The following is a 23,025-nucleotide window of genomic DNA, read 5'->3' on the forward strand; positions in this document are numbered from 1 at the left end:
TGGAGCGAAAAGCCGTGGTGGACCGCGGCTCTTTCGCTTTTCAGGCGGCTGGCCTACCGCGCAGCGATGCCTGGTGCACCAGCGATGTCCAGCTGTTGGTCGAGGCGAGGTGGCAGTAGAGCAGACCGAGCGCGCCTGACTTTCTGAGGTCGAGGAAGGCCTCGTCGCTCAGTCTGTTGAAGGCCGGCTCGTCGATCACCTGGAAATCGGTGAGGTTGAGCACTTCGCCGCCGTCCAGCGTCACCTTGCTCTGGCGCGGCGCGAACAGGCCATGCGCGTCGATCCTGTCGATCATCTCGCGGGTGGCTCTGAAGTCGATCTGGAACTTGTCGCAGAAGGCGAGCGCCTGCCTGGTTGCTTCGGTCGGCTGGTTGCCGCTGAAGAACGGCGCGATCTTGTCATCGCGGAATGGCGCCATGAGCTGGTCGATGACCCGCTCGCTTGCCCTGTCCACGCACAGCGTCAGCCGGCCTGCCGTGGTCGGGTCCTCGGCAAGGATGAAGGGATAGCGGCGGACATAGGCGGGGACGTAATGCGGCGCGGTCCACCGGCCGTCGGCATCGACGAACAAGTTCTCGCCCTGGCGCACGCCGGTGATGATGACAGGGGATTTGGCCGGGCCGATGAAGACGATCGGGTAGGAGCGCATCGCCGCCGGCATTTCCGACGCCACCACCGGAATGGCATGCGCGGTGCGCGCGAAGGCAAAGTCGCCGCGCGCGGTCAGCCCTAGCGAGCCGTGCCGCGCCGGGTTGAGCGCTTCGGGCCTGGAATAGAACAGCGGCATGGCAGCATCCGCCGGCGCCGCTTGCGTCTTCGCCCCGATATCAGCCATGGTCCGTCCCTTTCTCCCGCCGGCCGATCAGGCCGGCTCCTCCACATCAGACCCCAGGACTGGCATCTGCTCTTGTTGCGCTGATCTTGGTTGGGCCAAAACTCCGGCGCAGGGACAAAGTACTACAGTGTCCGTGGCGCGCATAAAAGCACGGCCGCCGTGGTATTTTGCGATGAATTGTCTCGCCCGGGCCTCGGGGCTGCTGCCAGCCTATGGACAGCCTGCCGCGAAGCGGCGACATTGCGCCCGGCAACAAGCGGAGTGAGACAGACGGTATGGCGTCGGTATCGGATTTCAAGCAGGCGGTTGGGTCGGTTTTCACTGTTGCGATTGGCGGCAGGGCGGTTTGCCTCGAACTGACGGCCGTTCACCAGATCGCCTCCAGCCCACGCCCTGGCGGCGGCTTCACGCTTCTGTTCAAGGGGCCGCGCGATATAGGCCTGCCGCAGGCCATCTACCACCTCACCAGCGATGCGATCGCCGACGACATCTTCATCGTGCCGGTTTCAGCCGACGCGACCGGCTATCAGTACGAGGCTGTCTTCAACTGATTTTGATTTTCGACGGTCCGGTCGGTCAGGACGACGATCAGGGCACAGGGCGGTTCGGAGGGGCGGCTCGACATATGATCGACTATATCCAGATCGCCGGCGTCCTTGACGAAGCAGCATGCTGCGCGCTGTGCGCGGAAATTCGGGCTGCCTCGGGCCGTCCGGCCGGCCTGATGGGGCGTCCCGATCAAGAACCGGCATGGCCCGAAGTCCGCCGCACCAGGCGCGCCGAGGTCTCGGAAGCGACCGAAGGGCCGGTGAATGCCCTGTTGGCGCGGCAGAAGACGGCTCTGGAACGGCATTTCGGGCTCGCGCTCGGCACCTGCGAAAAGCCGCAGTTTCTTCACTACCGGGAAGGTGATTTCTTCGTGCCGCATCAGGATGGCAACACGCCGCTCATTCACGACGAGTCGCGGTTCAGAAAGATCTCGGCGGTGATTTTTCTCAACCGTCAGTCGGACGATCCTTCGCCCGAAGGCTATTCCGGCGGCTCGCTGGTCCTGCATGGGCCATACAGCGGTCCGAACCTGCGCGTCACCATGCCGGCGTTGCCGGGCTCGCTCGTTGCCTTCCGTTCGGAAACGACGCACGAAGTCACACCGGTCACGCGCAACGAACGTTTCACCATCGTGTCGTGGTATCGCGGCGCGTGAGAGCACCAGCGCTTGACCGGGGAGGACACACCATCAGGTCGTAAACGCCCTTGTCCTCGGCGACGGCGAAGCCGAGCCTGGCATAGAGCTGTCTGGCCGGATTGTTCTTCTCGACATGAATCGACGCTGATTTGCCGGCTAACCATGCCTCGTCGATAAGGTCGCCGAGCAGTGCCGCGCCGAGCCCTTTGCGCCGATGCGCCGGCAGAAGGGCGATATCGATGATGCGATGCTGGGTCGGCCAGCGCTCGATATAGAGGCGACCGATGTCGTCTCCGTCACGCATGATCACCAGCCAGTCGGCCGCGGGATAGTGTTTGATGTAGTGCGCGTGTTGCGCCCGGAACTGCATGTCGAGGAAGGCCGCCTTCTGCTCGTCGGTCCAGGACGTCACCGCGAGTTCCCCGGCGCGGGTCGACGCATAGAGCCGTGACAGGAACGGCAGATCGGCATCCGTAGCCGGGCGAAACGACAGCCCGGCGCCAACCGCCCGCATCCAGCCGATTGATGCCGCTTCAAACACCTGCAGACCGGTCATCGACAGATCAGGGGCGGGCCGGGAAAATGCCCTGCAAGGCGATGCAGAAGTTGAGAGTCAGGTACGGCATCATGTTGTTGTGCGGCAGGTCGCCGCCCGTTGGCTGCACCGCATTGCTGTTCAGCGGCGTCAAATTGGCGTTGCTGGTCTGGTAGACCGGTCCGCCCGCCGACCGCGCCAGTCCCGTGGAGGCCGACGGCGCGAACAGCAGCGCCGGAGGAATGGCGGCCATCAGCGAATGCACATGTTGCGGCATCTCGGTCTGTAGCAGCGCTACCGTCGTCGATCCCCCGGTTTCACCCAGGAAGTGATCCGATCCGCCAGCGGCCTGGCCGGGCTGCATCGGCGCATTGCCCTGCATGTCCGGCAAGGCAAAGTTCGATTTGCCATCGCCGCCATAGGTTGTGCCCAGCAGCGAGAACAAGGCGGTGTTTTGCGAGATCGGCATGAGCTGACCGTCGCAGGTCGCCCAGCCCGTGGGGGCGAAGTTGAACGGGAAAATTCGGATTTCCGCGACGAATTGGTCCGACATGGTCCTGTCCTATGTTTGGCTCGGGAAAACGCCGAACAGTGAAATGATGAAATTGATGCAAAGATAGGGCTGCAAATTGCTGTGCGGCTGGCTGCCGCCCGCTGGCGTCATCGACGACGGCCCCAGCGCCACGGTGGGAGCGATCGCGGAGTAGACTTTGATCGTGGACGACTGGGCAAGCACGTTGTTGCCCGGGGCGCTGGCGCCACCGATATTGGTTGTCGCCATGAACGGGTGCGAGTGCGAGGCGATCTGCTGCGTTGTAAGCGTAACCTCTTCTACACCCGCCATCTGCCCGATCACGTACCCGTTGCCTTGATGCAGCGGCAGCCGGCCCGACAGGTTCGGCAGATTGAACGTCTCTTCCCCGTCACCGCCATAGGTGGTGCCGATAAGTTGGAACAGCGTCTCATACTCCGAGATAGGCAATGTCTGGCCTTGGCAGAACATCCAGCCGTTCGGATTGAAATTGCCGGCGAACATGCGAATCTCGCCCACATAGGCTGCCATCGTTCGAACTCCTTCAATTTCGCGAGGGAAAGATGCCGACCAGGGCGATGCAGAAATTCAAGGTCAGGTATGGCTGCATGTTTTCGTGCGGCTGGCTGCCGCCGATACTGCTGACTTCGGTTGGGATCATGGTCGTCAGATTCGCCGGGGCGCCATAGAGCTGATTGGCCGGGCCCAGATAATTGTTGGTGGCAATCACCTGGTCACCATCCACCGTCGAGGCGCTGGCGCCATGCACATGGGACGGCAATTCCTGGACGGTAAGCGTATGCGACGGCTCGCCGCCCTGTTGACCAAGGAAAAATCCTTCGCCGCCCATATGCGTCGGCACCCGGCCCTGCAGATTTGGCAGCGCGAACGTGGTTTGCCCATTACCGCCATAGGTCGTGCCCAAAAGAGAAAACAACGCCTGGTTCTGGTTTATCGGCAGAAACTGGCCGTTGCAGAACGCCCAACCCTTGGGAGGGAAGTTGAACGATATCAGTTTTATTTCCGATAGATATGGCTCTGCCATACGGGCCCCCTCCAGCTTCTATCCGATGCCGCTAACATGACACGTCAGATAGAAATGTCGACATGAATCTTGTGTATTCGCAACTGCTAAACTACCACAAAACTTGATCAGGGCAGCGGTGGCACCGTATTGACGATGTTGATCGTTCCCGACGTCGCCACGGTTGTCGTGGCCGGATTCAGGTTGTTGTCCAAGACGACCTGCTCGGCCGTTGGAGCCACGGAGACACCCCTCGACAGGTTGATCGTCGAGGTACTGGCTCCGCCGGATACCGCCAGGAAGACGTCACTGCCGTTCGCCGGATCGCCATTGGAGAAGTCGTTGCGCTGAGTCCCGGAACCGCCGACCAAAAGGTTGATGACGCCATTGTCGCCGGCCAGGCCCGAGCCCGCGACGACGTAGAGGCCGGTGAAGGCATTGGAATCGCCATTGCTGGTCGTATTGCCCTGCACCGTGGCATTGATCGTGCTGCTGCCGGAAATCTGGGAGATCTGTATGCCGGCCGTGTCGTAGTGCGTGAGAATGTTGTTCAGGATCGCGACGGTGAAGGTACCGTTGTCCTGGCTGTTGATGTCGATATCGTTGGAGCCGATGCCGCTGCCCGAATGGGCTGTGCCGGCGACGCCGATCGTGTTGCCCGAAATCGTGCCGTCGAATATCGAATTGCCGCTGCCGCTGCCCTTGTTCACTTCGATGACGTGCGACTTGATGCCGGTTCCACCATTGGCGGCATGCATGTCGAACGTGTTGTTGGCGATATTGAAGGTGACATTGCCAAGGCTGGCGATGTCGAAGGCAGTGCCGCCGCTCACGGTCACAGGGTGGTTGTTGGTTACCGTGTTGCCGACCAGCTGAACGTCCATGTTCGTCCCGACCCCGCCTGTCGCGGCAACGAGGTTGGCGCGGGCTGTCGTCAAAGCGCTGTTGGAGACGGTCAGGTTCATGGCGGTGCTGCCCGCGTCGGCCTGGAAGTTGATGCCGTCGTTCATCCCGGTACCGTTGTCGCTCCTGCCGCCGATGGTGGAGCTGTCGATCGTCAGCCGGTTCAGCGTGCCGGTGTTGTTCTCGACCATGATGGTGTTGGTATAGCCGCCGCTGATGTTCGAATTGGTGATCGAACCGGAGCCCAGCAGGTTGGTCAGCCGGATCGCATCCTCACCGACATTGGCGAAGGACGCCAGCCCGTCGGACAGGCTGTTGCTGGTGCCGCTGTCACCGCTGATGACGCCGTGGTCCAGCGTGAAGCCGGTGACGTTGTTGCCGCGGATCGCGAAATTGCCGAAGTCGTTGAGCTGCATCCAGGCGAGCTGCACACCCTTCGTACCGTTGAGGAAGATGCCTGTGCCTTGCGTGGCGGAGCCGTCGGCGCCGCTCTTGTTGGCGATGGTGCCGCCCGAGCCGGCCGAGCCGGTGCCGGTCACATGCAGGCCGCCATTGCCGGCCGCCGTGCCGGTGTTGACCAGGATGATGCCGTCGGCGCTGCCGCCATTCGACGAGATGCTCTGGAAGACAAGGTTGCCCGAGTCGATATTTGTGTTCTCGACATCGAGTGCCGTGCCGGTCGTCGACGTGATCGTGTTGCCGCTGCCCTGCACCGTCACCGTGCCACCGCCTGTGGCGTTGAAGCCGGTGCCGCTGGTGGTGTTGATGACCAGACCGCCGCCGGTGAAGTTGATGGTCGCGTTGGTATTGTTGGCCAGGTTGACGGCGGTGTTGGTCCCGGTCGTCAGCGACTTGCCGGCACCGGAGAAATTGATTGTTCCGCCGGCGTTGTTGTTGACGAGAATGCCGTTGGTGGTGGCGCCGGTCGCGGTAAGAGTGCCGGACAGTGTCGTGGTGCCGCCGGTGCGGTTCTGGATGGCAACGATGTTGTTGGCGTTGTTTTTCGAAATGGTGCCGGCATAGGTGATGTTGCCGGCGCCGCCATTGACGTTGAAACCCACGCCTGTCGGATTGGTGATCGAGGTGCCGGCGCCGAAGCTGAAGGCGCCGTCCGAGCCGTTGAAGATATCGATGCCGGCGTCACCGCCGTTCAGCGTCGTCGTACCGTTGAAAGTATAGGTGCCGTCGGCATTCGAGAACTGCATGCCGTTGCCGTTGGTGGCCGACAGCGTGCCGGTGTTGAAGGTCAGCGTGCCGGTATGGCCGCCTGCGACGTTGACCATGGCAAAGTTGTTGGCCTGGGTGATGTTGCCGTTGTAGGTGATTTTGGACGCGCCGGTGCCTACGCTGATGCCGACATTGCCGACGGCGGTGACCGTGGTGCCGGTGCCGAAGGTGAAGGTGCCGTCCGAGCCGCCGAGGATGCCGATGTCGGCGAGGCCGCCGTTCAGCGTCGTCGTGCCGTTGAAATTGTAGGTGCCGTCGGCATTGTTGAACTGCACGCCGACGCCGTTGGTGGCCGACAGCGTGCCGGTGTTGAAAGTCAGCGTGCCGGTATGGCCGCCGGTGACGGCGATCATGCCGGTGTTGTTGGCCTGGGTGATGTTGCCGGCATAGGTGACATTCACGCTGCCGCCGGAGACCAGGAATGAAGTGCTCGTCGCACCGGTCAAGCTGCCGGTGCCGAGGCCGACGGTGCCGGAGACACCGGTCAGGCTGACATTGTTGGTGCCGCCGGTCGACGTCGTCGAGGTGAACGTGATGCCGGCGGCGATACCGTTGAGATTCACCGCCTGCGCGCCGGTGGAATTCACGGCGCCGGTCGTGACATTGACCGTGCCGCCATTGCTGGCACTGAAGCCCGCCGTGCCGTTCGTCAGGATATTCAGATTGGCGAAGCTGACGGTCGAAGCCGTGCCGGCATTGTCGATCGACACCGCGGTGCCTGTCATCGTCGTGCTGGTACCGAGATTGACGGCCCCGTTGAAGCTGACCGTGTTCGCCGCGGTCGCGCCGGAAATGGCTATGCCGCTCGCCACGCCATTCGCCGAGATCGGCCCACCGAAGGTGACGCTGCCGCCGCCGCGGTTGGCGATGCTGACGGCGCTGCCAGCCGTCGCCTTGGTGACCGAGCCGCCATAATTGATGACGGCACTACCGCCGGTCACGTTGAACGCTGTGCCCGTCGCACCGCTCAGCGCGCCGGAGCCGAGGCCGACCGTGCCGGTGACATTGGTCAGGCCGACATTGTTGGTGCCGCCGCCCGACGCGGTCGAATCGAGCGCGATGGTGGCGGCGACGCCCGAGAGGCTGATCGCCTGGCCGAGGGTCGAATTCACGGTCTCGGCGCCGCCGGTGGCGGCGATGGTCATCGTGCCGCCGGTGCTGGCGATGCCGGTGCCGGTCGTGGTGTCGACGGTCAGCCCGCCGGTGAAGCTGGTCGTGCCGCCGCCCTGCGAGAGACCGCTGCCGCTCGTCGTGTCGATGTTGGCGAGGCCGCTGACGTTGAGCGTGCCGCTGGCCCAGCCGATGCCGCCGCCGGTGGTGGCGGTGTTGTTTATCGCCACCGTGTTGAAGTTGAAGGTGCCGGTGTTGGTGTTGATGGCGCTGATGCCGGCGCCCGACGTGTTGGAAATGCTTGTCGCGCCGGTGACGGTGAAGGTGCCGGCGACGCCGTCGAAAATGATGCCGCTCGCGCCGCCGCTGGCCGTGACGCTGCCGACCGTCATGTTGACCGTCAGCGGGTCGAGATCGAAGGCCGCGCCATTCGTGGTGTCGACCGAACCGCCTGAGCTGTTCAGCGTAAAGGTGGTGGTCTTGGCATTGACCGCGAGGCCGGTACCGCCATTGTTGGCGATGTTGAACGTGCCGACGTCGAGGGTGCCGCTGGTGTTGGTGAAGGCCAGGCCGTTGCCCTGGACGCGTGCGCCCGTCGTGCCGACATCGAGCGTGCCGACGCTGACCGTGCCGCCGGCTCCAGTGGAATCGAACGTTACGTTGTTGAAGGCAATGCCGCCTCCGGTGCCGCCGGTGACCGTATTGCCGGAGAAGGACCTGACGGCGATTGAGTTGCCTGTCGGGCCGAGGTTCTGGCCGGCGAAGGACGCGGCCAGCGCGGCTCCCGTCGACTGCAGCGTGTTGCCGTCGATCGACAGCAGCAGCGTGTCGGCCGGCGCGCCGGTGGTGATGAAATCGAGCGCCCGGCCGCCGGCGGCGATGTCGTTGTCCCTGACGAAGAAACTGGAGGTGGCCGATGCGTTGCCGGAAATGCCGGCGCCGGTGCCGGTATTGCGGATGATGAGGTTCTGGATGCCGCCGGTGATCGTCCCGGCGCCCGATGTCGCCAGGTTGATGACCGAGGTGGCGTTGTTGGTCTCCAGGATGGGCCGCAGCGTATCGATGCCGCCCGGCGCTGCAACGATCGGCGAATTCTGCACCGTGGTGAAGTGGAACGCTGCCGACGCGCCACCGCTGGTGTCGACACCGAGCTGCGAGACATCGATGGCCGCGTCGCCGCTCTTGAAGGCGAGCAGCACCTGACCGTCATCGAGGTTGAACGTGGTGCCGCTGAGGTCGATGGTTTCTTGGGCACCGTTGACGTTCTGGTCGATCAGCACCACGACATTGGCGGTGGACGCCTGCGCTCCCAAATAGCTGCCCGGATTGGCGAGGCTGCCGTCGCCGGTGCCGCCTGATGTGACATAGTAGACGCGGACGGGCGAAAGGTTCGACGTGTCGCCGCTGAAATTGACGTCGTTGAAATTGTAGTCGCCGTTGGTCGGCAAACTATCGGTGGCGTGGATGACCTGTCCGCCGGTGGTCGCGATCGTCGATTCGGCCGGGCCCTGGCCGTCGCCGAACACCAGCTTGGCGTTGGTGGCGCTGGAGAACTGGACGCCATAGCCGACATTGCCGATGGTCGAGGTCTGGGCGCCGCCGGGATTGACCGTGTCGCCGAGCTGGATGATGCCTGTGCCGGTCGTGCCGGCCATGTCGATGCCGATCGTGCCGGCGAAGCTGCCGCCGTCGACGTCGAAATCGCCCGCCGTGATGTTGCTCCCGCCGAGCGATGCGCCGTTGAGGTCGAAGCCGATAGCGTTCGCGGCATTGAGCCCGACCGTCAGGCTGGTGAAGTCCAGTGCCGAGCCGAGCGCGCCGGAAATATCGACGCCGCGCGAGGTGATGCCTTGCAGGTTTACCGCGCCGAGATCGAGCGAGCCGCCGTTGACATCGTTGAGCGATATGCCGGTCGCAGCACCGTTGCTCGAAATCGTATCGAAATTGATGCCGGCCGCGGCGATGGTCACGCCGTCGAGGTCCAATGCGGTGCCCGTCCCGGTGGTGATGGTGTTGCCGGTGCCGCTGACGCTGACCGTGCCGCCGCCGCTGGCGCTGAACGCCGTCGCGGCGTTCGTGGTGATGTCCAAACCCTCGAAAGCGATTATGGAACCGGCGTTGTTGGTGAGCGAGACACCATTGCCGCCGACCGTCACCTCGTCGGAGAACGTGATCAGGCCGCCGGTATGGTTTGCGATGCTGACGCCGCCGCCGGTCAGCGTGCCCGGTGTCGCGCTGTTGGGCAAAGTGCCGCGCGTCAGCGTGATGTTACCGGCGCCGCCATTGGCGTCGAGCAGCGTGCCGGCGACATTGATGTTGTTGTCGAGAATGGACAGGTTCGAGTCGAGGCTGGCGACCTTGAAGGCCGTGCTGCCGGTGGCGACATTGCTGACCGTCACGCCCTGGATGGTGATGCCGCCGGCATTGTTGAAGCCACCCGCGCTCTGGTCGATGGCAAAGACCGAGCCGCTGGCGCCATTGAAGTTGAAAGCGGTGTTGCTGACCTGGTTGCTGCCGAGCAGATGCAGGAAGTCGGCCGTGCCGGTGACCACGCCTTCATTGCCGGTGACGTTGCCGCCGGTGGCGCCGAGATTGCCCTGGACATTGACCGGCTGGAGCGTGCCGGAGACGGTGATGGCGGTGTTGTTGCCGAACCCGGTGATCGACTGGCCCGAATCGAGCGTGAACGGCGTGCCGCTGAGATCGACGGTGCCGACGAAGGCGAAGGTCTGCGTGCCGGCCAGGGCATCGGCGGCGGCGACCGAGATGGTCGTCACCGCGGCGCTGAGCCCGTAGGTGCCGGCGGCGATCACGCCACCGTTCTGCGAGACCATGATGGTTCCACCAACCGCGCTGGGCAGATTGGCGCTGCCGGTGAAGGCGACATCGTCGAAATCGTAATTGCCGGATGCCGAATTGAGCCCGATCGTGTTGACGGTGTAGGCGCCAACGGCCGTGGCGCTGATGGAGGACTGCAGCCCATTGGCCGAAGTGCCGTCGCCGAAGGTGAAGTTGGCGTTGGCCGAGGTCGCCGTGGTGCCGCCCGACGACAGTTCGACGCCGACGCCGAGATTGGTGATGCTGGAGCCGGCCTGGAAGGTGATGGTCTTGTCGGCTTGCGTCGACGACAGGTCGATGCCGCGCGAGGTCAGGTCACCTGTGCCGGTTATATTGGTCACGCCGAAATCGGCCGTGGCAAAGGCGCCGCTGAAGTTGATGCCGGTCTGGTTGGCGCCAGCGCCCATTGTCACGGTGGTTGCGCCGAAGCTGGCATCGGCACTGGCAGTTGCGAAGCTGATGCCGCTCTGGTTGGCGCCGGCGCCCATTGTCACGGTGGTCGTGCCGAAGCTGACATCGGCATTGGTGAATACGAAGACGATGCCGGCCACGTTGGCGGCAGAGCCCAGCGTGACCTGGGTCGTGCCGAAGGTGACTGAACCGGCGGTGTTGGCGATGGCGATGCCGGGGCCGGCGCCCGTCACCGTGACCGCTCCGAAGGTTGCCGATGCGGTGCTGCCGACACTGCCGACAACCAGGCCGGTGCTCATGGCATTGGTGATCGACAGCGGAGCGGTAACGTTCAACTTGGCCGTGCCGATGAGGTCGATGGCAGACGCTCCACCGCCGCCTGTCGCCGACAGTGACGGGCCCGTGAAGCTGATCGTGCCGCCGCTCAGGAAAGCCGCCGAGCCGATCTCGAAAAGCCTACCGGTGCCGGTCGAACTGATCGCGCCGCTGAAGGTGACCGAGCCGCCGGTGATGCCATCGACCTTGACCGCCGTGCCGGGCGCCGTTGCCGAGCTGGAGATACCGGCCGAGACCGTGATCGCAGCGCTGCCGCCGGAGACGACGACGCCGTTGCCGGTACCGGAGTTGGTGATCGTGCCGCCGATGGCAATGGTGCCGGTGTTGTTGGCCAGGCTGACATCGGCGGCGTTAACACTTGTCGTAACCAAGTTGTTGACGCTGACGGTCGCCGCACTGTTCTGCACCACGAAGCCAGAAACGCCGAGGGCGGTGGTATCGATCTTCGTCGTGCCGTTGAAGCTGTACGTGCCGCTGGCGATGTTGGTGAGGCGGATGGCGTCGCCGCTGATACGGAACAGATCGACATTGCCGAAGGTGACGTTGCCGCTGCCGGCACTGATGTTCTCGATGACGATGCCAGTGGAAGCGCCGCCGCCCGAGCCATCCACGTTGACGCTGGCGAAATTCACGCCGGCGGCGCCGATGGTCATTCCGGTGCCGCCGATGAGAATTCCCTTCTCATCCGGCCCGAGGCCGGTTGCTACGGTGTTGGTCCCGGTCACCGTCAGCGTGCCGCCATTGACAGCGCTGAAGCCGTAGCCGCCATCCGTGGTCAGGTCGAGGCCGCCGGTGAAGTTGATCGTACCGCCGGTGTTGCCGGTCAGGTTGATCGCATTGGCCGCACCGGTGCTGGCGGTGATCTTGCCGCCGAAGGTGGCGGTGCCGCCGGTCATGTTGGAAATTCTCACCGCGCTTGCAGCGGCGGTCTGGCTGATGGTGCCGTTGTAGGTAACGTTGGGCGTGGAGTTGGTGATCGAGAAGGCGTTGCTGCTCGTACCGGCGATGGAGCTTCCGGCCCCGAAGGTCAGGGTTCCACTCGAGCCGGCAACGATACCGACGCCTATGCCGCCGCCGGTAATATCGAGGTCGTCGAAAGTGGCGGTGCCGTCGAAATCGTTGGCGAACAGCCCGACATTGCCGGCATTGGCGATCGTCGTATTGCCGGTGAAATTGACGGTCGCGCTTGAATTGACCAGCGCGATGCCGGTCTGGCTCGCATTCTGGATGTGGAGACCGTCGACCGTCACCGTGCCGGTCACGCTGTCGAGGACGACGCCTGTCGCGGCGCTGCTGACCGTCACGCCGTTGATCGTTGCGCCGGCGATGCCCGTTCCATCGATTGCGGTGGCGGAACTGCTGGCGATGAGGTTCGCGACGAGGTTGCCATTGGCCAGGTCGATGGTGTTGCCGGCCGAATTGTTGAGCGTCGCGCCGCCATTGCCGAAAGGATCGGCCTGGAATTGCGTGCCGCTGATGACATGCGTGCCGGTGACATTGGCGGGCGGCGCGCCAAGGCTCACCGAAGCGCCATTGGCGAAGGAAACGATCGACTGGCCGTCGGCCAGCGTAAAGCCGTCGGCATCCGTATCGATGTTTCCGGCGCCGTTGTTGACCAGCACGAAGATCGTGTTGGCGGGAGCCGCCAGGGCGTCCGCCGCGGTGGCGTTGATCAGGTCGTTGACGCTGGAGCCGTCGCCAGCGCCGGTGCTGGCGGCGCCGACGAAGACGACATTGGCGATGTCGAACAGCTGCGGACCGTTCAGCACCGTGGTGTTGAAGGCATAGGTGCCGCTGCCTGGCAACAGGCCGCGCATGTCGAGCGACGCCGTCGTGCCGGTGATGACCGCGCCGCCGGCCGCGCCGAACGAGAACGCCGTGTTGGCGGTGGTGCCGGCCGCGCCATTGGTGCCCATCTGCACGCCGGTGTCGACACCGGCGATGATGCCGCCGCCGATCGTCACCGAGCCGCCATTGGTGCCCGACAGGTCGATGCCGATCGAGGTGCCGCCGGAACTGCCACTGACGTCGAGCGTAGCGGCGGTGAAGGTCGAGGTGCTGCCCGACAGGTCGAGGCCGGTGGAGCAGTTACACAGGCCAGTGATATCGATGTCGCCGAAGCTGATGATGCCGTTGCTGCCAACGACGTCGATGCCGCTTCCGAACGGCTGGTCGATGGTGACCGCGCCGCCGAACGAAACGGCGCCGGTGTTGTCTTCCAGCCAGATGCCGTCGCCGGGATCGGTCATGCTGACCGGTCCACTGAAGGTGAGCGTGCCAGCATTGTCGGTGGCGAGGATGCCCTCGCTGTCGATATGAGTCAGCGTGACCGGCCCGCCGAACGTGACCGCGCCGCCGGAATTCTGGACGTCGATACCGACGCCGCCCGGGGCGGTGATGTCCGAGATATCGACGGTTCCGAACGTGAAATCGGCGGTGCTGTCGAATATCCCGAGGCCGCCGAGCAAGGTGTTGCTGACCGTCGTTGCGCCGGAAACGGCGAAATTTCCCGACACGCCTGCAAACGACGCGCCGAAAAGGCCGCCGTCCTGCGTCAAGCTGGTCAGCGTCACGTCGAGATCGGCGCCGAATAGCGCGACGCCGCCGCCACCGTTCCCGGAGATCGTACCGCCGGTGGTAGTGAACGTGCCGGCGGTGGAGGAGACGTTGACGCCGAGGCTTAAATTGCCGGATGCGTTCAGGGTCTGGAACGCGTAATTTCCGTCGCCGTTGATGGCCAGGCCGGCGCCATTGCCCGAAAGCCCTGTCGCGCCGTTGAAGGCATAGGTCCCGTTGCCGTCGATGCGCAGGCCGGCGCCGCCATTGCCGGTCGCGGTCACGTTGTTGGCCGCGACATTGCTGGCACCTTCGAACAGCAGCCCGTCCAGGCCCGCTCCGCTGACACTGACGCCGCTTATCGTCACGCCGGTGACGTTGTTGCCATGGATGCCGGTGCCGCCGCCTGGATTGGCGTTCGAGACGTTGAAGTCGAGCAGCGAGGTGCCGTTGGCCAGCGTCACGGTGTCGGCGCCGGCCGAACTGGTCAGCGTCGCCGCGCCGCCGGCGTCCGAGATGGTGCCGGTATGGGAAATGTTGTCACCGGCCACGTTGACCGGGATGCCGCCGAGCGAGAAGGTCCGCCCGTTGCCGAACGAGGCCAGCGTCTGCCCGGCGCTCAGCGAGAAACCGTCGGTGTCGTCGATGGCCGTGCCGCGATTGACCAGCGCGAAGATCGCCGTGCCGTCGGTGTTGGCATCGGCGGTCGCGATCGAGGCGAGGTCCAGCAGGGAGGAGCCGGTGCCCGAGCCGGTCGCCGTGGCGCCGACGAAGATCACATTCTGCACGTCGAACAGCTGCGGACCGCTGAAGGTGGTCGAGCCGAACGCGTAGTGGCCGAGCGTCTGGTTCAGCCCGCGCGCGTCGAGCGAAGCGGTGCTGCCGGCGATCGAGCCGCCGCCGAAGCTGAATTCGGCATTGGCCGAATGGGCCAGCGAGCCGGCTATGCCGAAGCGCACGCCAGTGTCGACCCCGGCGATGGCGCCGCCATCGGTGATGACGATCGTTGCCCCGCCCGAGGTCGGCGAGGAGAGATCGATGCCGATCGAGCCGGCGGCGCCGGTGCCGGTGAGGTTGAGTGACTGCGCGGTGAAGTTCGTGCGGCTGCCGGAGAAGTCGAGGCCGGTGCCGACGCCGAGGCCGGAGATGACGATGTTACCGGCAACCACCGCCGCGTTAACGCCGGCAAACGAAATGCCGTCGCCGCCGGGTGCCGAGATGGTAACATCGCCGAAGCGGATCGCCGCCGGCGAATCCGAAATGGCGATCGCCGGTCCCGTCGTGTTGGAAATCGTCGTCGCGCCGTTGACGGTGAAGCTGCCCGAGATCTGGTCGAGCACGACACCAGACGTGCCGCCGGTCTGGCTGATCGAATCCAGCACCACATGCGCGGTGATCGGATCGATGAAGACGGCCATGCCGCCATTGCCCGACACGGTGCCGCCGGTGGTGGTGAAGCTGCCGCCGCTCGACGTGCCCTGCACGGTTATGCCGCGATCGGTGTTATCAAGCGCATTGACGGTGGCGAAGGTGTAGGTGCCTTGGCCTGATATATCCAGACCGTCGTCGCCATTGCCTTGCAGCAGCGTCGTGCCGGTGAAATTGTAAGTGCCGTTGTCTTCGATATGCAGGCCGTCGAGGCCGTTGCCGGTAGCGGTGAAACCGGACGCCTTGACGTTGGTCGAATTGCCGGTGAACGCGGCGCCGTTGCCGCCGGCACCCGTCACAGTCACGTTGGTCAGCGTCGTGCCGGTGGCGTTGTTGCCGAAGATGCCGTTGGCGCCGCCGGTGATGGTGATGCCGTTCAGCGTGTTGCCGGTGCCGAGCGTGATGACGTTGTTGGCGACATTGGTGCCCTGGATCGTGCCGTCGCTGCCGCCCAGATTGAAGGTGGCGGTGCCGCCGCCGGACAGTTTCGCGGTGACGCTTTCGCCGCCGCCGATCACGGTCTGGCCATTGGCAAGTGTCACGCCGGCTGTCGTCAGATTGCCATTGCCGCCCAGCGCAACGACAAAACCGCCGCTGCCGGCCTTGGTGACCGCGTCGTCCAGGGTCGTCGGGTCGGTCAGCGTGCCGGCGCCCGCCAGCCCGCCATCGGCGAAATAGAACTTGCCGAACGCCGCATTGGTCGCGGCGTTGATGGCGACGCGCGTCGTCGAGCCGCCGTTGATCTCCTGCGACTGGATCCTGACGCCGATATCGCCGCGCACGCGCTCGTTGACGCGCTTGCGCAGGCCTTCACTGACCGGATAGACCGGTTCGGCACCGATGGCCGCGGTCTTGTCCGAACCGTGGCCGGGGTTGAACGGGATGTTCAGCCGCACGCTGCCGGCGAACTGGGTGTCGTCGCGATTGTCGTTGCGGACCTCGCCGGCGAAGACCAGTTCGGTGCCGCTGCCGAAGACATCGCCGATCGTGTATTCGAACCCGGCCTTGGCGCCGGTGACGCTGCCGTCGTCGCCGTGCGGGTCCTCGAAATGGTAGCCGCCAATGTCGAGCCGCAGCGAGTGCTTGTCGGGCAGGTTGACCGGAACCTGGGCGCCGATCTCGCCTTCGATGCCCCAGGCCGCGTAATCACGGTGGTCGAGCACCGATATCCGTTCGATCAGCTGGTTCGAGACCATCGACAGGGTCGAGCTGGTCGAATGATCGGTCGAGTCGCCCTTGATCGGTACGAAGACGTTCACATGCGCGTCGAAGTTCGGCGTGATCGCCTCGACGCCCAGCGTGGCCGCGGTGAACTGCGTGCTGTCGTAGTTCTCGAGGTTTATATAGGCGTAGCCGCCGAGCATCAGGTCGGGATTGACGATGCGGCGAATGCCGAGGCCGATGTCCTGGCCGGAAGCATCCTTGAAATCGTGCTTGGCCCGGACATCGAGGAACAGCACCGACTCGGCCGTCTGCTTGATCGGAATGAAGCCTTCGAGCGCGGCGTTGCCGCCATTGTTGTCGGCACCGACGATGGCGCGGATCTGCGGCTGCCAGAGGCCGTCGGGGTCGGCATGGGCAATCACGCCCGAAAGGCCAAGCGCCAGCGTCGTCAGCGCCGTCGTCTTCCAAAGATGGCTCACAATGCGCGAACGGCGATAACCAGCGCGCACGCGGAAAGCCTCCCCATGCGCCACCATCCCACCAACCTGCCGAGACGTCTCGGTAGTTTCCATCCCTGGCGAGTTCCTTCAGGGACTGCACGTCCCGCGTGTTAATTCTTACGCGAATTCTATTGTATAGCGAGTCCGGAAGGTTGTGCGTGTTGTTGTCGGACCGCAAAGTTCTGTTCTGTGACCATATTGCCACAGTAGATTTGCCGGCTTGCTTGACCCGGGACTCGGCTTTCGGAGCTGTCGCCATTGTTGTATCAAGCCTTTTCCGAGAGAATACCTGCTGGGGCAAGGAAAATTGTGGGGCGTCAAGAACATGCCAAGTAATTTAGCTAGAGCTAATCTAGCGCGAATGATCGCGACATCGGCTGCCCTTTGGCTGCTGTCGACTTCTGTTGGCCCGGCGCTTGCCGAGGACGCGGCCAAAGGGTCCCAAGCCAAACAGTCTCAGCCCAAGGAGGCCGGACCCAAGCCGGCCGACGCCAATGCATGGGCGGTGAACTGCTCCAGCGGCTCGGCGACCAACGAGCTTCAGTGCCAGGTGTCGCTGACCCTCACCGAGGCCAAGACCGGGCAGCGCGTGCTGACCGTCACCGTGCGCCGCGACAACGCCAATGGCAGCTTCGCCATGCTGCTCGCTTTGCCGCACGGCCTGTTCCTGCCGTCCGGCGTCAGCTATCAGGTCGACCAGGGGCAAAAAATCGTCATCGCCATCCAGACCAGCGACCAGAACGGCGCCTATGCCGCCACGCCGCTGTCGCCTGAACTGCTCAAGACGATGAAGTCGGGAACCAATCTGAACATCTCCATGGAATCGGTCACCCGCAAGCCGGTCACCATCCCGGTCTCGCTCGCCGGCTTCACCACGGCCATCGCCAAGCTGGAATCGATCAAGTAGCGGGTTCGCCGGCAACCATTGGCCGACATCCTGCCCCCTCGTCGTGGGCGTCTCCGCTCCGCGCTCAAGCGACGCAGCGCGTCAATACGAGCAACCGGCTTGATTGTCCGCACCCGCAATGCTCCGTTGTCGCTTCGGACATCCGGAGAAACCCATGACAGGCTTTGTCGACCGCCAGCGCGCCGCGCAGTTGATGGAAGGCGCCGGCATCGGGGCGCTGGTGCTCTGCGCGCCCGAGGCCTTCCACTATGCGACCGGTGCGTGGATCGGCCCGGCGGGACTGTTCCGCCGTGCCGGTGGCGGCTTCGTGATCATCCCGGCCGGACAAGACCTGCCGATCGGTGTTGTCGTCGCCGACTTCAACGCCGCGCAGCTGCGGCTCGCCGCGCCGGAAGCAATCGTGCGGTCGCACCCGATCTGGATCGAATCCGCGCCGGTCGAGATTGGAACGCACGGGCTCGCTTTGGCCGAACGCATCGAGGCCGGCCTTGCCTCGCTTGGCCGCGCCCCGGATTTCTCCCGCCCCGCCACTTTCGATCTCGCCGGCTCGGTGCGCCAGCTGCAGGCCTTGCTCGAGGAATTCGGACTGGAGCGCGCAACGCTCGGCATCGACCTTGACTTCGTCCCGGCCGCCGATTTCGCGGCCATCCAGGCGCTGTTGCCGCATTGCCCGATGGTCGATGGCTCGCCGGTGCTGGACAGGCTGCGGGCCGTCAAATCCCAGCGCGAGATCGATCTCCTCCAGCAAGGTATCTTTCTCTCGGAAGCCGGGCTGGAGCGCTTGCAGGTGGACGCGATGGCCGGCATGCGCCAGGCCGATCTCATCGCGCTCTACCGCAAGGGCGTCGCCGAAGCGGCAGCCGGGCTGTCGCATCCGGTCGTCACGGCGGAATATGTGACGCTGGGCGCCCGCGCCAAGGGCGCCGACGCCAGGGCCGTGGCCGGCGATCCCTTGAAATGCGACATGGTCTGCACGGTCGGCGGCTACGCTTCCGACATGTCGCGCAATTTCACCTTCGGGCCGCCTTCCGCCGACCAGGCCGAGCTGCATGCCATCGCCGAGCGCGCCTTCGAGGACGGGCTGGCGGCGCTGATGCCGGGAAACACGCTCGCTCATGTGCATCGCGTCACCACCGAGAGCCTGGCGCGGCAAGGCCTGCGCAGCTTCCGCCGCGGCCATTTCGGCCACAGCGTCGGCCAGTCGGTGTTTTCCGAGCAATGGCCGTTCATCGCGGCCGACAATGATGTCGTCATCGAGGCCGGCATGGTGCTGGCTTTCGAAATCCCGCTCTACATGGACGGCCTCGCCAGCTTCAATCTCGAGGACCAGTTCCTGATCACGGCAGATGGGCCGATGCCGATGAACCGGATGCCGAGGCGGCTGGAGAGGCTTGGCTAGCGGGAGGCTTCACTCCGGAGATTGGCCGAGCCCCTCCACGTTTGTCATCCACGGACGGAGCAGTCGCGTGGCGGCGTCGCGGAGACCCGAGGATCCATATGCCGCGACCTTGATCGAATAGTGCAGCGCCGCGGCACAACCCTTGCCGGCTAACTAAGCGCTCACCTGCGGCCGCCGATCCCTCCACGGCATCTCCTGCTCCAGCTGCGCCGAAGCCGCCAGCACGGTCGCCTCGTCGCCATAGCGGCCGACCAGCTGCACGCCGATCGGCGCGCCGCCTTTCGACCAGCCCAGCGGCAGCGAGATCGCCGGCTGGCCTGAAATGTTGAAGGGGAAGGCAAACACCGCGTCCGTCCATTTGGCGTTGTAACGGTCGATGTCCGTCTCCGACATGTCGTAATAGCCGAAGGGACGCGGCAGCTGCGTCAGCGTCGGCGTGATGAAGAGGTCGTAGGCATTGAGATCGCCGACAATGTCGCGGCCGATCTGCCTCAGCTGCTCGACATCGGAGATGTGCCTGACACCGCTGGTGGCGCGGCCGCGCGCGATGATCGCCCAGGTCACGGCCTCGACGTCGTCAGGCGTCACCGGCCGGCCGATCACCGTTTCAAGATAGTCGAAGGTCGCCGCCGTCTGCACACAGGTCATGTTGGTGTAGGTCGCCCAGACGCCGTTGGCATCGAGCGGCATGTCGTGCTCCTCGACATGGTGCCCCAGCCGTTCGAGCGTTATCACCGTCGCCAGCACCGCCGCCTTGACCTCCGGATCGATGGCTGTGCCGTTGGGCGGCGTGACGGTGAAGCCGATGCGCAGCGTCTTCGGCGCCTGCGCCGACAGGCTGAGCCACGAGGCATCAGGAACCGGCGGCGTATAGGGGTCGCCCGGCAGCGCGCCGGCGACGGCATCGAGATAGGCCGCGGTATCGCGCACCGAGCGCGAACAGCAGAGAAAATAGGCGCCGCCATACCAGTAGTCGCCGAACGGCGCGAGGCTGACGCGGCCGCGCGACGGTTTCAGGCCGACAATGCCGCAGCAAGAGGCTGGAATGCGGATCGAACCGGCGCCGTCGCTGGCTTCGGCGATCGGCACCATGCGCGAGGCGACGGCCGCGGCCGCGCCGCCGCTCGAGCCGCCGGGCGTGATGCCTCCCTTCCACGGATTCTTCGTCACGCCGTAGAGCTTCGGCTCGGTCGTGATCGACCAGCCGTTCTCCGGCGCGTTCGACTTGCCGACCAGCACCAGTCCCGCCGCCTTCATGCGGCGAACCACTTCGGTGTCGGAGTCGGCGACGACGTCCTTCAGATAGAAACAGGAATTGGTGTTCGGCGCGCCGGTCCAGGACGAGGCCAGCTCCTTGAGCAGGAACGGCACGCCGGCGAAGGGCGCGGACCTGTCGACCGTCTGCGCCTGCGTCCGCGCCATGTCGTAGAGGCGATGGACGACCGCGTTCAGCGCCGGATTGAGCCGCTCGACCAGCGTGATCGCCGCCTCGATCAGTTCGGCCGGCGAAACCTGGCCGCCGCGCACCAGCCCGGCCAGATCGAGCGCATCGGAGTCCGCGTAGGTTTTCAAAAGACTGTCGGTGACCATTTCTCTCTCCCAAATTTGCATGCCTCGGCACCTCGCTTAGAAATGCGCGAGCTGTCGTTACCGGCCAACTGCAAATGTAAGCTCCGCCCCGCCTGCCGGCGCCTTCTCCCTGTATAGTGACCGGGAGAAAGATGAAATTCCGCGCTGCAGGTGCCGCCTCCAGCGCCAGCAGCCGGATTGCGTCAGGCCAGCTCGACCGTCCGTCCCAACGCGATGCTCTGTTCGGCGGCGAGCACGATGCGCAGGCTGTTGACCGCCGCGTCCATCTGCTCGGTCAGATCGAGGTCCTCGCGGATGGCGCGCAGGAAGAAGGCCTGCTCGCGGTCGCACAGCTCCTGGTGGCCGGGCTCGTCCTCCATGCTGACGATCTCGTCGGGCTTGGAAAAGTTCTTGTCGCCGTCGACTTGGGCGTAATGGATCTTCAGCGCATCGGTCTTGGTGTGGCGGTCGATGTCGGCCGAGTTCGACACTTCGGCGTCCGAGGCGGTGCTGGCAGCCTGGCCGGCGACGATCGACACGGCGCCCTTCGGGCCGACCACGTCCTTCACGAAATAGGCCGTCTCGCTCATCATCGGGCCCCAGCCGGCCTCGTACCAGCCGACCGAGCCGTCATCGAAGGTGACGTGCAGATGGCCGTAATTCTGCTTGTCGGCCTCCGCCCACAATTTGGCGCCGATGCCGTGCACGCGCACCGGCTTGGCGCCGGTCAGCTGGCACATGACGTCGACATAGTGCACGCCGCAATCGACGATCGGGATCAGCGAATCGATCAGATTCTTGTGCCAGTGCCAGGCGCTGCCGCTGCTCTGCTGGTTGAGGTTGAGGCGCATCACCAGCGGCTTGCCCAGCGTCTTGCCGACCTCGATGAATTTGATCCAGGACGGGTGGACGCGCAGGATGTAGCCGAGCACCAGCTTGCGGTTCTTGGCGCGCGCCGCCGCCACGACCTTCTCGGCATCCTCGATGTTGGTGGCGAGCGGCTTTTCCATGAACACATGGCAATTGGCCGCGATCGCCTTCAGCGCATATTCGGCATGGGTGTTCGGCCAGCTGTTGATCGAGACGGCGTCCGGCTTCGTCTCCTTCAGCGCCTGGTCGAAATCCTCGTAGAGCGGATAGCCGGCTAATTCGGCCGGTATCTTGCTGTTGCTCTTGATCGAGCGGCTCATGATGCCGACGATCTGAAAACCCTCGGAGCGGTGATAGGCGCTGGCGTGCGACGCACCCATATTGCCGAGACCCACCACCAGCACTTTTACCTTGTCGGCCACCGCCACCTCCCACGCTTTTCTTCAATGGATTGCGGGCGGCAACCCTGTCGCCGCCCGGTTCTGCCGCCGGCAGTCCTTACTTGACGGCCGAATCGAACAGATGCGCCTTGATCTTCTCGACATCGAGTGCGGCAAAGCCTTCCGACAGCTTGACGCCGTCGGCATCGGCCTTGACCTTGGCCTTGTCGAAATCGTTGGCCGCCGGGATCAAGTCGTTGGTGCAGACATCCTCGGCCTTCACCGGATTGGTGATCTGGCCGATCTTGTGGATCTCGTCGAAGAAGCCCTGCCAGCTCGCCATGTCGTGCGAGCCCCAGCCGCCGCGCTTGTCCATGTCGCCGCGGAAGACGTTGATCTGCTGCAGGATCGAGGTGGTGCCGAGCTCCGGCCCGAGATTCTTGGCCAGCGTCGGGAACTGCTCGAACACCGCTTCGACCGCGGCGCGCGGATTCTGGTAGCCGAATTCGAGTCCCATCGCCCAGCCGCGCAGGTATTTTTCCAGGAAGGCCTTCTTGTCGGGGTCCTCGAGGTCGGCGCTGCGCACGACAAAAGTGTTGGCCGGCAGCTTGGAGTTTTTCACGCCGAGCCAGTATTCGAAGTCGAGGCCCTTGGCGATCCATTCGGCGCGCAGCCCCTCCCACGACAGGGCAGCATCTCCCTGGCCGCCGGCAAGCGCGGTGCCCCAGGTCGGCCAGCCGGCCTCGACATACTTTACTTTCTTGATGTCGACGCCTTGCGCGGCGAGCAGCGGATCGGTGATCGACTGCCAGGCGGCCGAGCCGAGCAGGATGGTCTTGCCTTCGAGCTTCTTCAGATCGTTCGATCCCTCGCCCTTGCGGAAGGCGATGCTGAACGTGTCGCGCGCGCCCATATGGAACACCGATTTCAGCTTCATGCCGTTCTGGATGGCGAAGGAGAACACGCCGGGCGAGGGGAAGCCCATATCGGCCTGGCCGACATCGACGAACTTGACCGTCGCCGTGCCGTCCGAGGGCCCCGGCTGCATGTCGGTGTCGAGCCCGTCGAAATAGCCGGCCTTCTTGGCTGCCCAATAGGGATAGTCGTCGAGCACTTCGAGCGTGCCGCGCGGCGAGATCCAGGTGAACTTGCCATAGGCCTCGGCCCTTGCCTTGAAACCGGTGGCGCCGAGCGCGGTTGCCGTCACCAAGCCGGCGCCGGTGACCTGCAGGAAATAGCGGCGGCTGATGCCCGGGTGGTTCGTCGAATGGTCTTTGGTCATGGCATTCCCCTTTTTGTTTGACGTCGGTCTGCC

13 protein-coding genes are annotated in these 23,025 nt (G+C 64.5%); 4 read left to right on the forward strand and 9 right to left on the reverse strand.

What is annotated here, in order from left to right:
* Positions 1–40: 40 nt before the first annotated feature.
* On the reverse strand, positions 41–835 hold the full coding sequence (locus CK228_RS20415; protein ID WP_095775569.1) for a SapC family protein: 795 nt from the start codon (positions 833–835) through the stop codon (positions 41–43).
* Positions 836–1,110: 275 nt separating this feature from the next.
* On the opposite strand from CK228_RS20415, the gene CK228_RS20420 reads away from it, so the two are divergent.
* Positions 1,111–1,386 carry a hypothetical protein gene (locus CK228_RS20420; protein WP_095775661.1) on the forward strand — a complete coding sequence of 92 codons (276 nt, stop codon included), beginning with the start codon at positions 1,111–1,113 and terminating at the stop codon, positions 1,384–1,386.
* 74 nt (positions 1,387–1,460) lie between these two features.
* A complete protein-coding gene (locus CK228_RS20425) occupies positions 1,461–2,039 on the forward strand; it encodes a 2OG-Fe(II) oxygenase (RefSeq protein ID WP_095788992.1) in 579 nt (192 codons plus the stop codon).
* Here the strand turns inward: CK228_RS20425 and CK228_RS20430 are convergent.
* The 5 genes from CK228_RS20430 to CK228_RS20450 form a co-directional block, all read right to left on the reverse strand.
* Positions 2,008–2,577, reverse strand: coding sequence for a GNAT family N-acetyltransferase (locus tag CK228_RS20430; protein WP_095788993.1), 570 nt, complete (start codon positions 2,575–2,577; stop codon positions 2,008–2,010). The genes CK228_RS20425 and CK228_RS20430 overlap by 32 nt on opposite strands.
* Positions 2,578–2,584: 7 nt before the next feature.
* Positions 2,585–3,109, reverse strand: coding sequence for a tail fiber protein (locus CK228_RS20435; protein ID WP_095775572.1), 525 nt, complete (start codon positions 3,107–3,109; stop codon positions 2,585–2,587).
* Positions 3,110–3,118: 9 nt separating this feature from the next.
* Positions 3,119–3,619 (reverse strand): tail fiber protein, encoded by a 501-nt coding sequence (locus CK228_RS20440; RefSeq protein WP_095775573.1) that lies wholly within the window; start codon positions 3,617–3,619, stop codon positions 3,119–3,121.
* 13 nt (positions 3,620–3,632) lie between these two features.
* On the reverse strand, positions 3,633–4,133 hold the full coding sequence (locus tag CK228_RS20445) for a tail fiber protein (protein WP_095788994.1): 501 nt from the start codon (positions 4,131–4,133) through the stop codon (positions 3,633–3,635).
* 107 nt (positions 4,134–4,240) lie between these two features.
* Positions 4,241–16,594, reverse strand: a complete 12,354-nt coding sequence (locus tag CK228_RS20450) for an S-layer family protein (protein ID WP_179295984.1) — start codon at positions 16,592–16,594, stop codon at positions 4,241–4,243.
* A gap of 352 nt (positions 16,595–16,946) precedes the next feature.
* Between CK228_RS20450 and CK228_RS20455 the strand changes: the two genes are divergently transcribed.
* Positions 16,947–17,492, forward strand: coding sequence for an invasion associated locus B family protein (locus CK228_RS20455; protein WP_245438077.1), 546 nt, complete (start codon positions 16,947–16,949; stop codon positions 17,490–17,492).
* Between the two features lie 154 nt (positions 17,493–17,646).
* A complete protein-coding gene (locus CK228_RS20460) occupies positions 17,647–18,891 on the forward strand; it encodes a Xaa-Pro peptidase family protein (protein WP_095788996.1) in 1,245 nt (414 codons plus the stop codon).
* Positions 18,892–19,044: 153 nt separating this feature from the next.
* Here CK228_RS20460 and CK228_RS20465 read toward each other — a convergent pair whose 3' ends face one another.
* The 3 genes from CK228_RS20465 to CK228_RS20475 form a co-directional block, all read right to left on the reverse strand.
* Entirely contained in the window at positions 19,045–20,481 is a 1,437-nt protein-coding gene (locus tag CK228_RS20465) for an amidase (RefSeq protein ID WP_095788997.1), read from the reverse strand.
* Between the two features lie 182 nt (positions 20,482–20,663).
* Positions 20,664–21,752, reverse strand: coding sequence for a Gfo/Idh/MocA family oxidoreductase (locus tag CK228_RS20470; RefSeq protein WP_095789050.1), 1,089 nt, complete (start codon positions 21,750–21,752; stop codon positions 20,664–20,666).
* A 76-nt stretch (positions 21,753–21,828) separates the two neighbouring features.
* A complete protein-coding gene (locus CK228_RS20475; RefSeq protein ID WP_095788998.1) occupies positions 21,829–22,992 on the reverse strand; it encodes an ABC transporter substrate-binding protein in 1,164 nt (387 codons plus the stop codon).
* Positions 22,993–23,025 lie beyond the last annotated feature (33 nt).

Source organism: Mesorhizobium sp. WSM4312, assembly GCF_002294875.1.
Classification (GTDB): domain Bacteria; phylum Pseudomonadota; class Alphaproteobacteria; order Rhizobiales; family Rhizobiaceae; genus Mesorhizobium.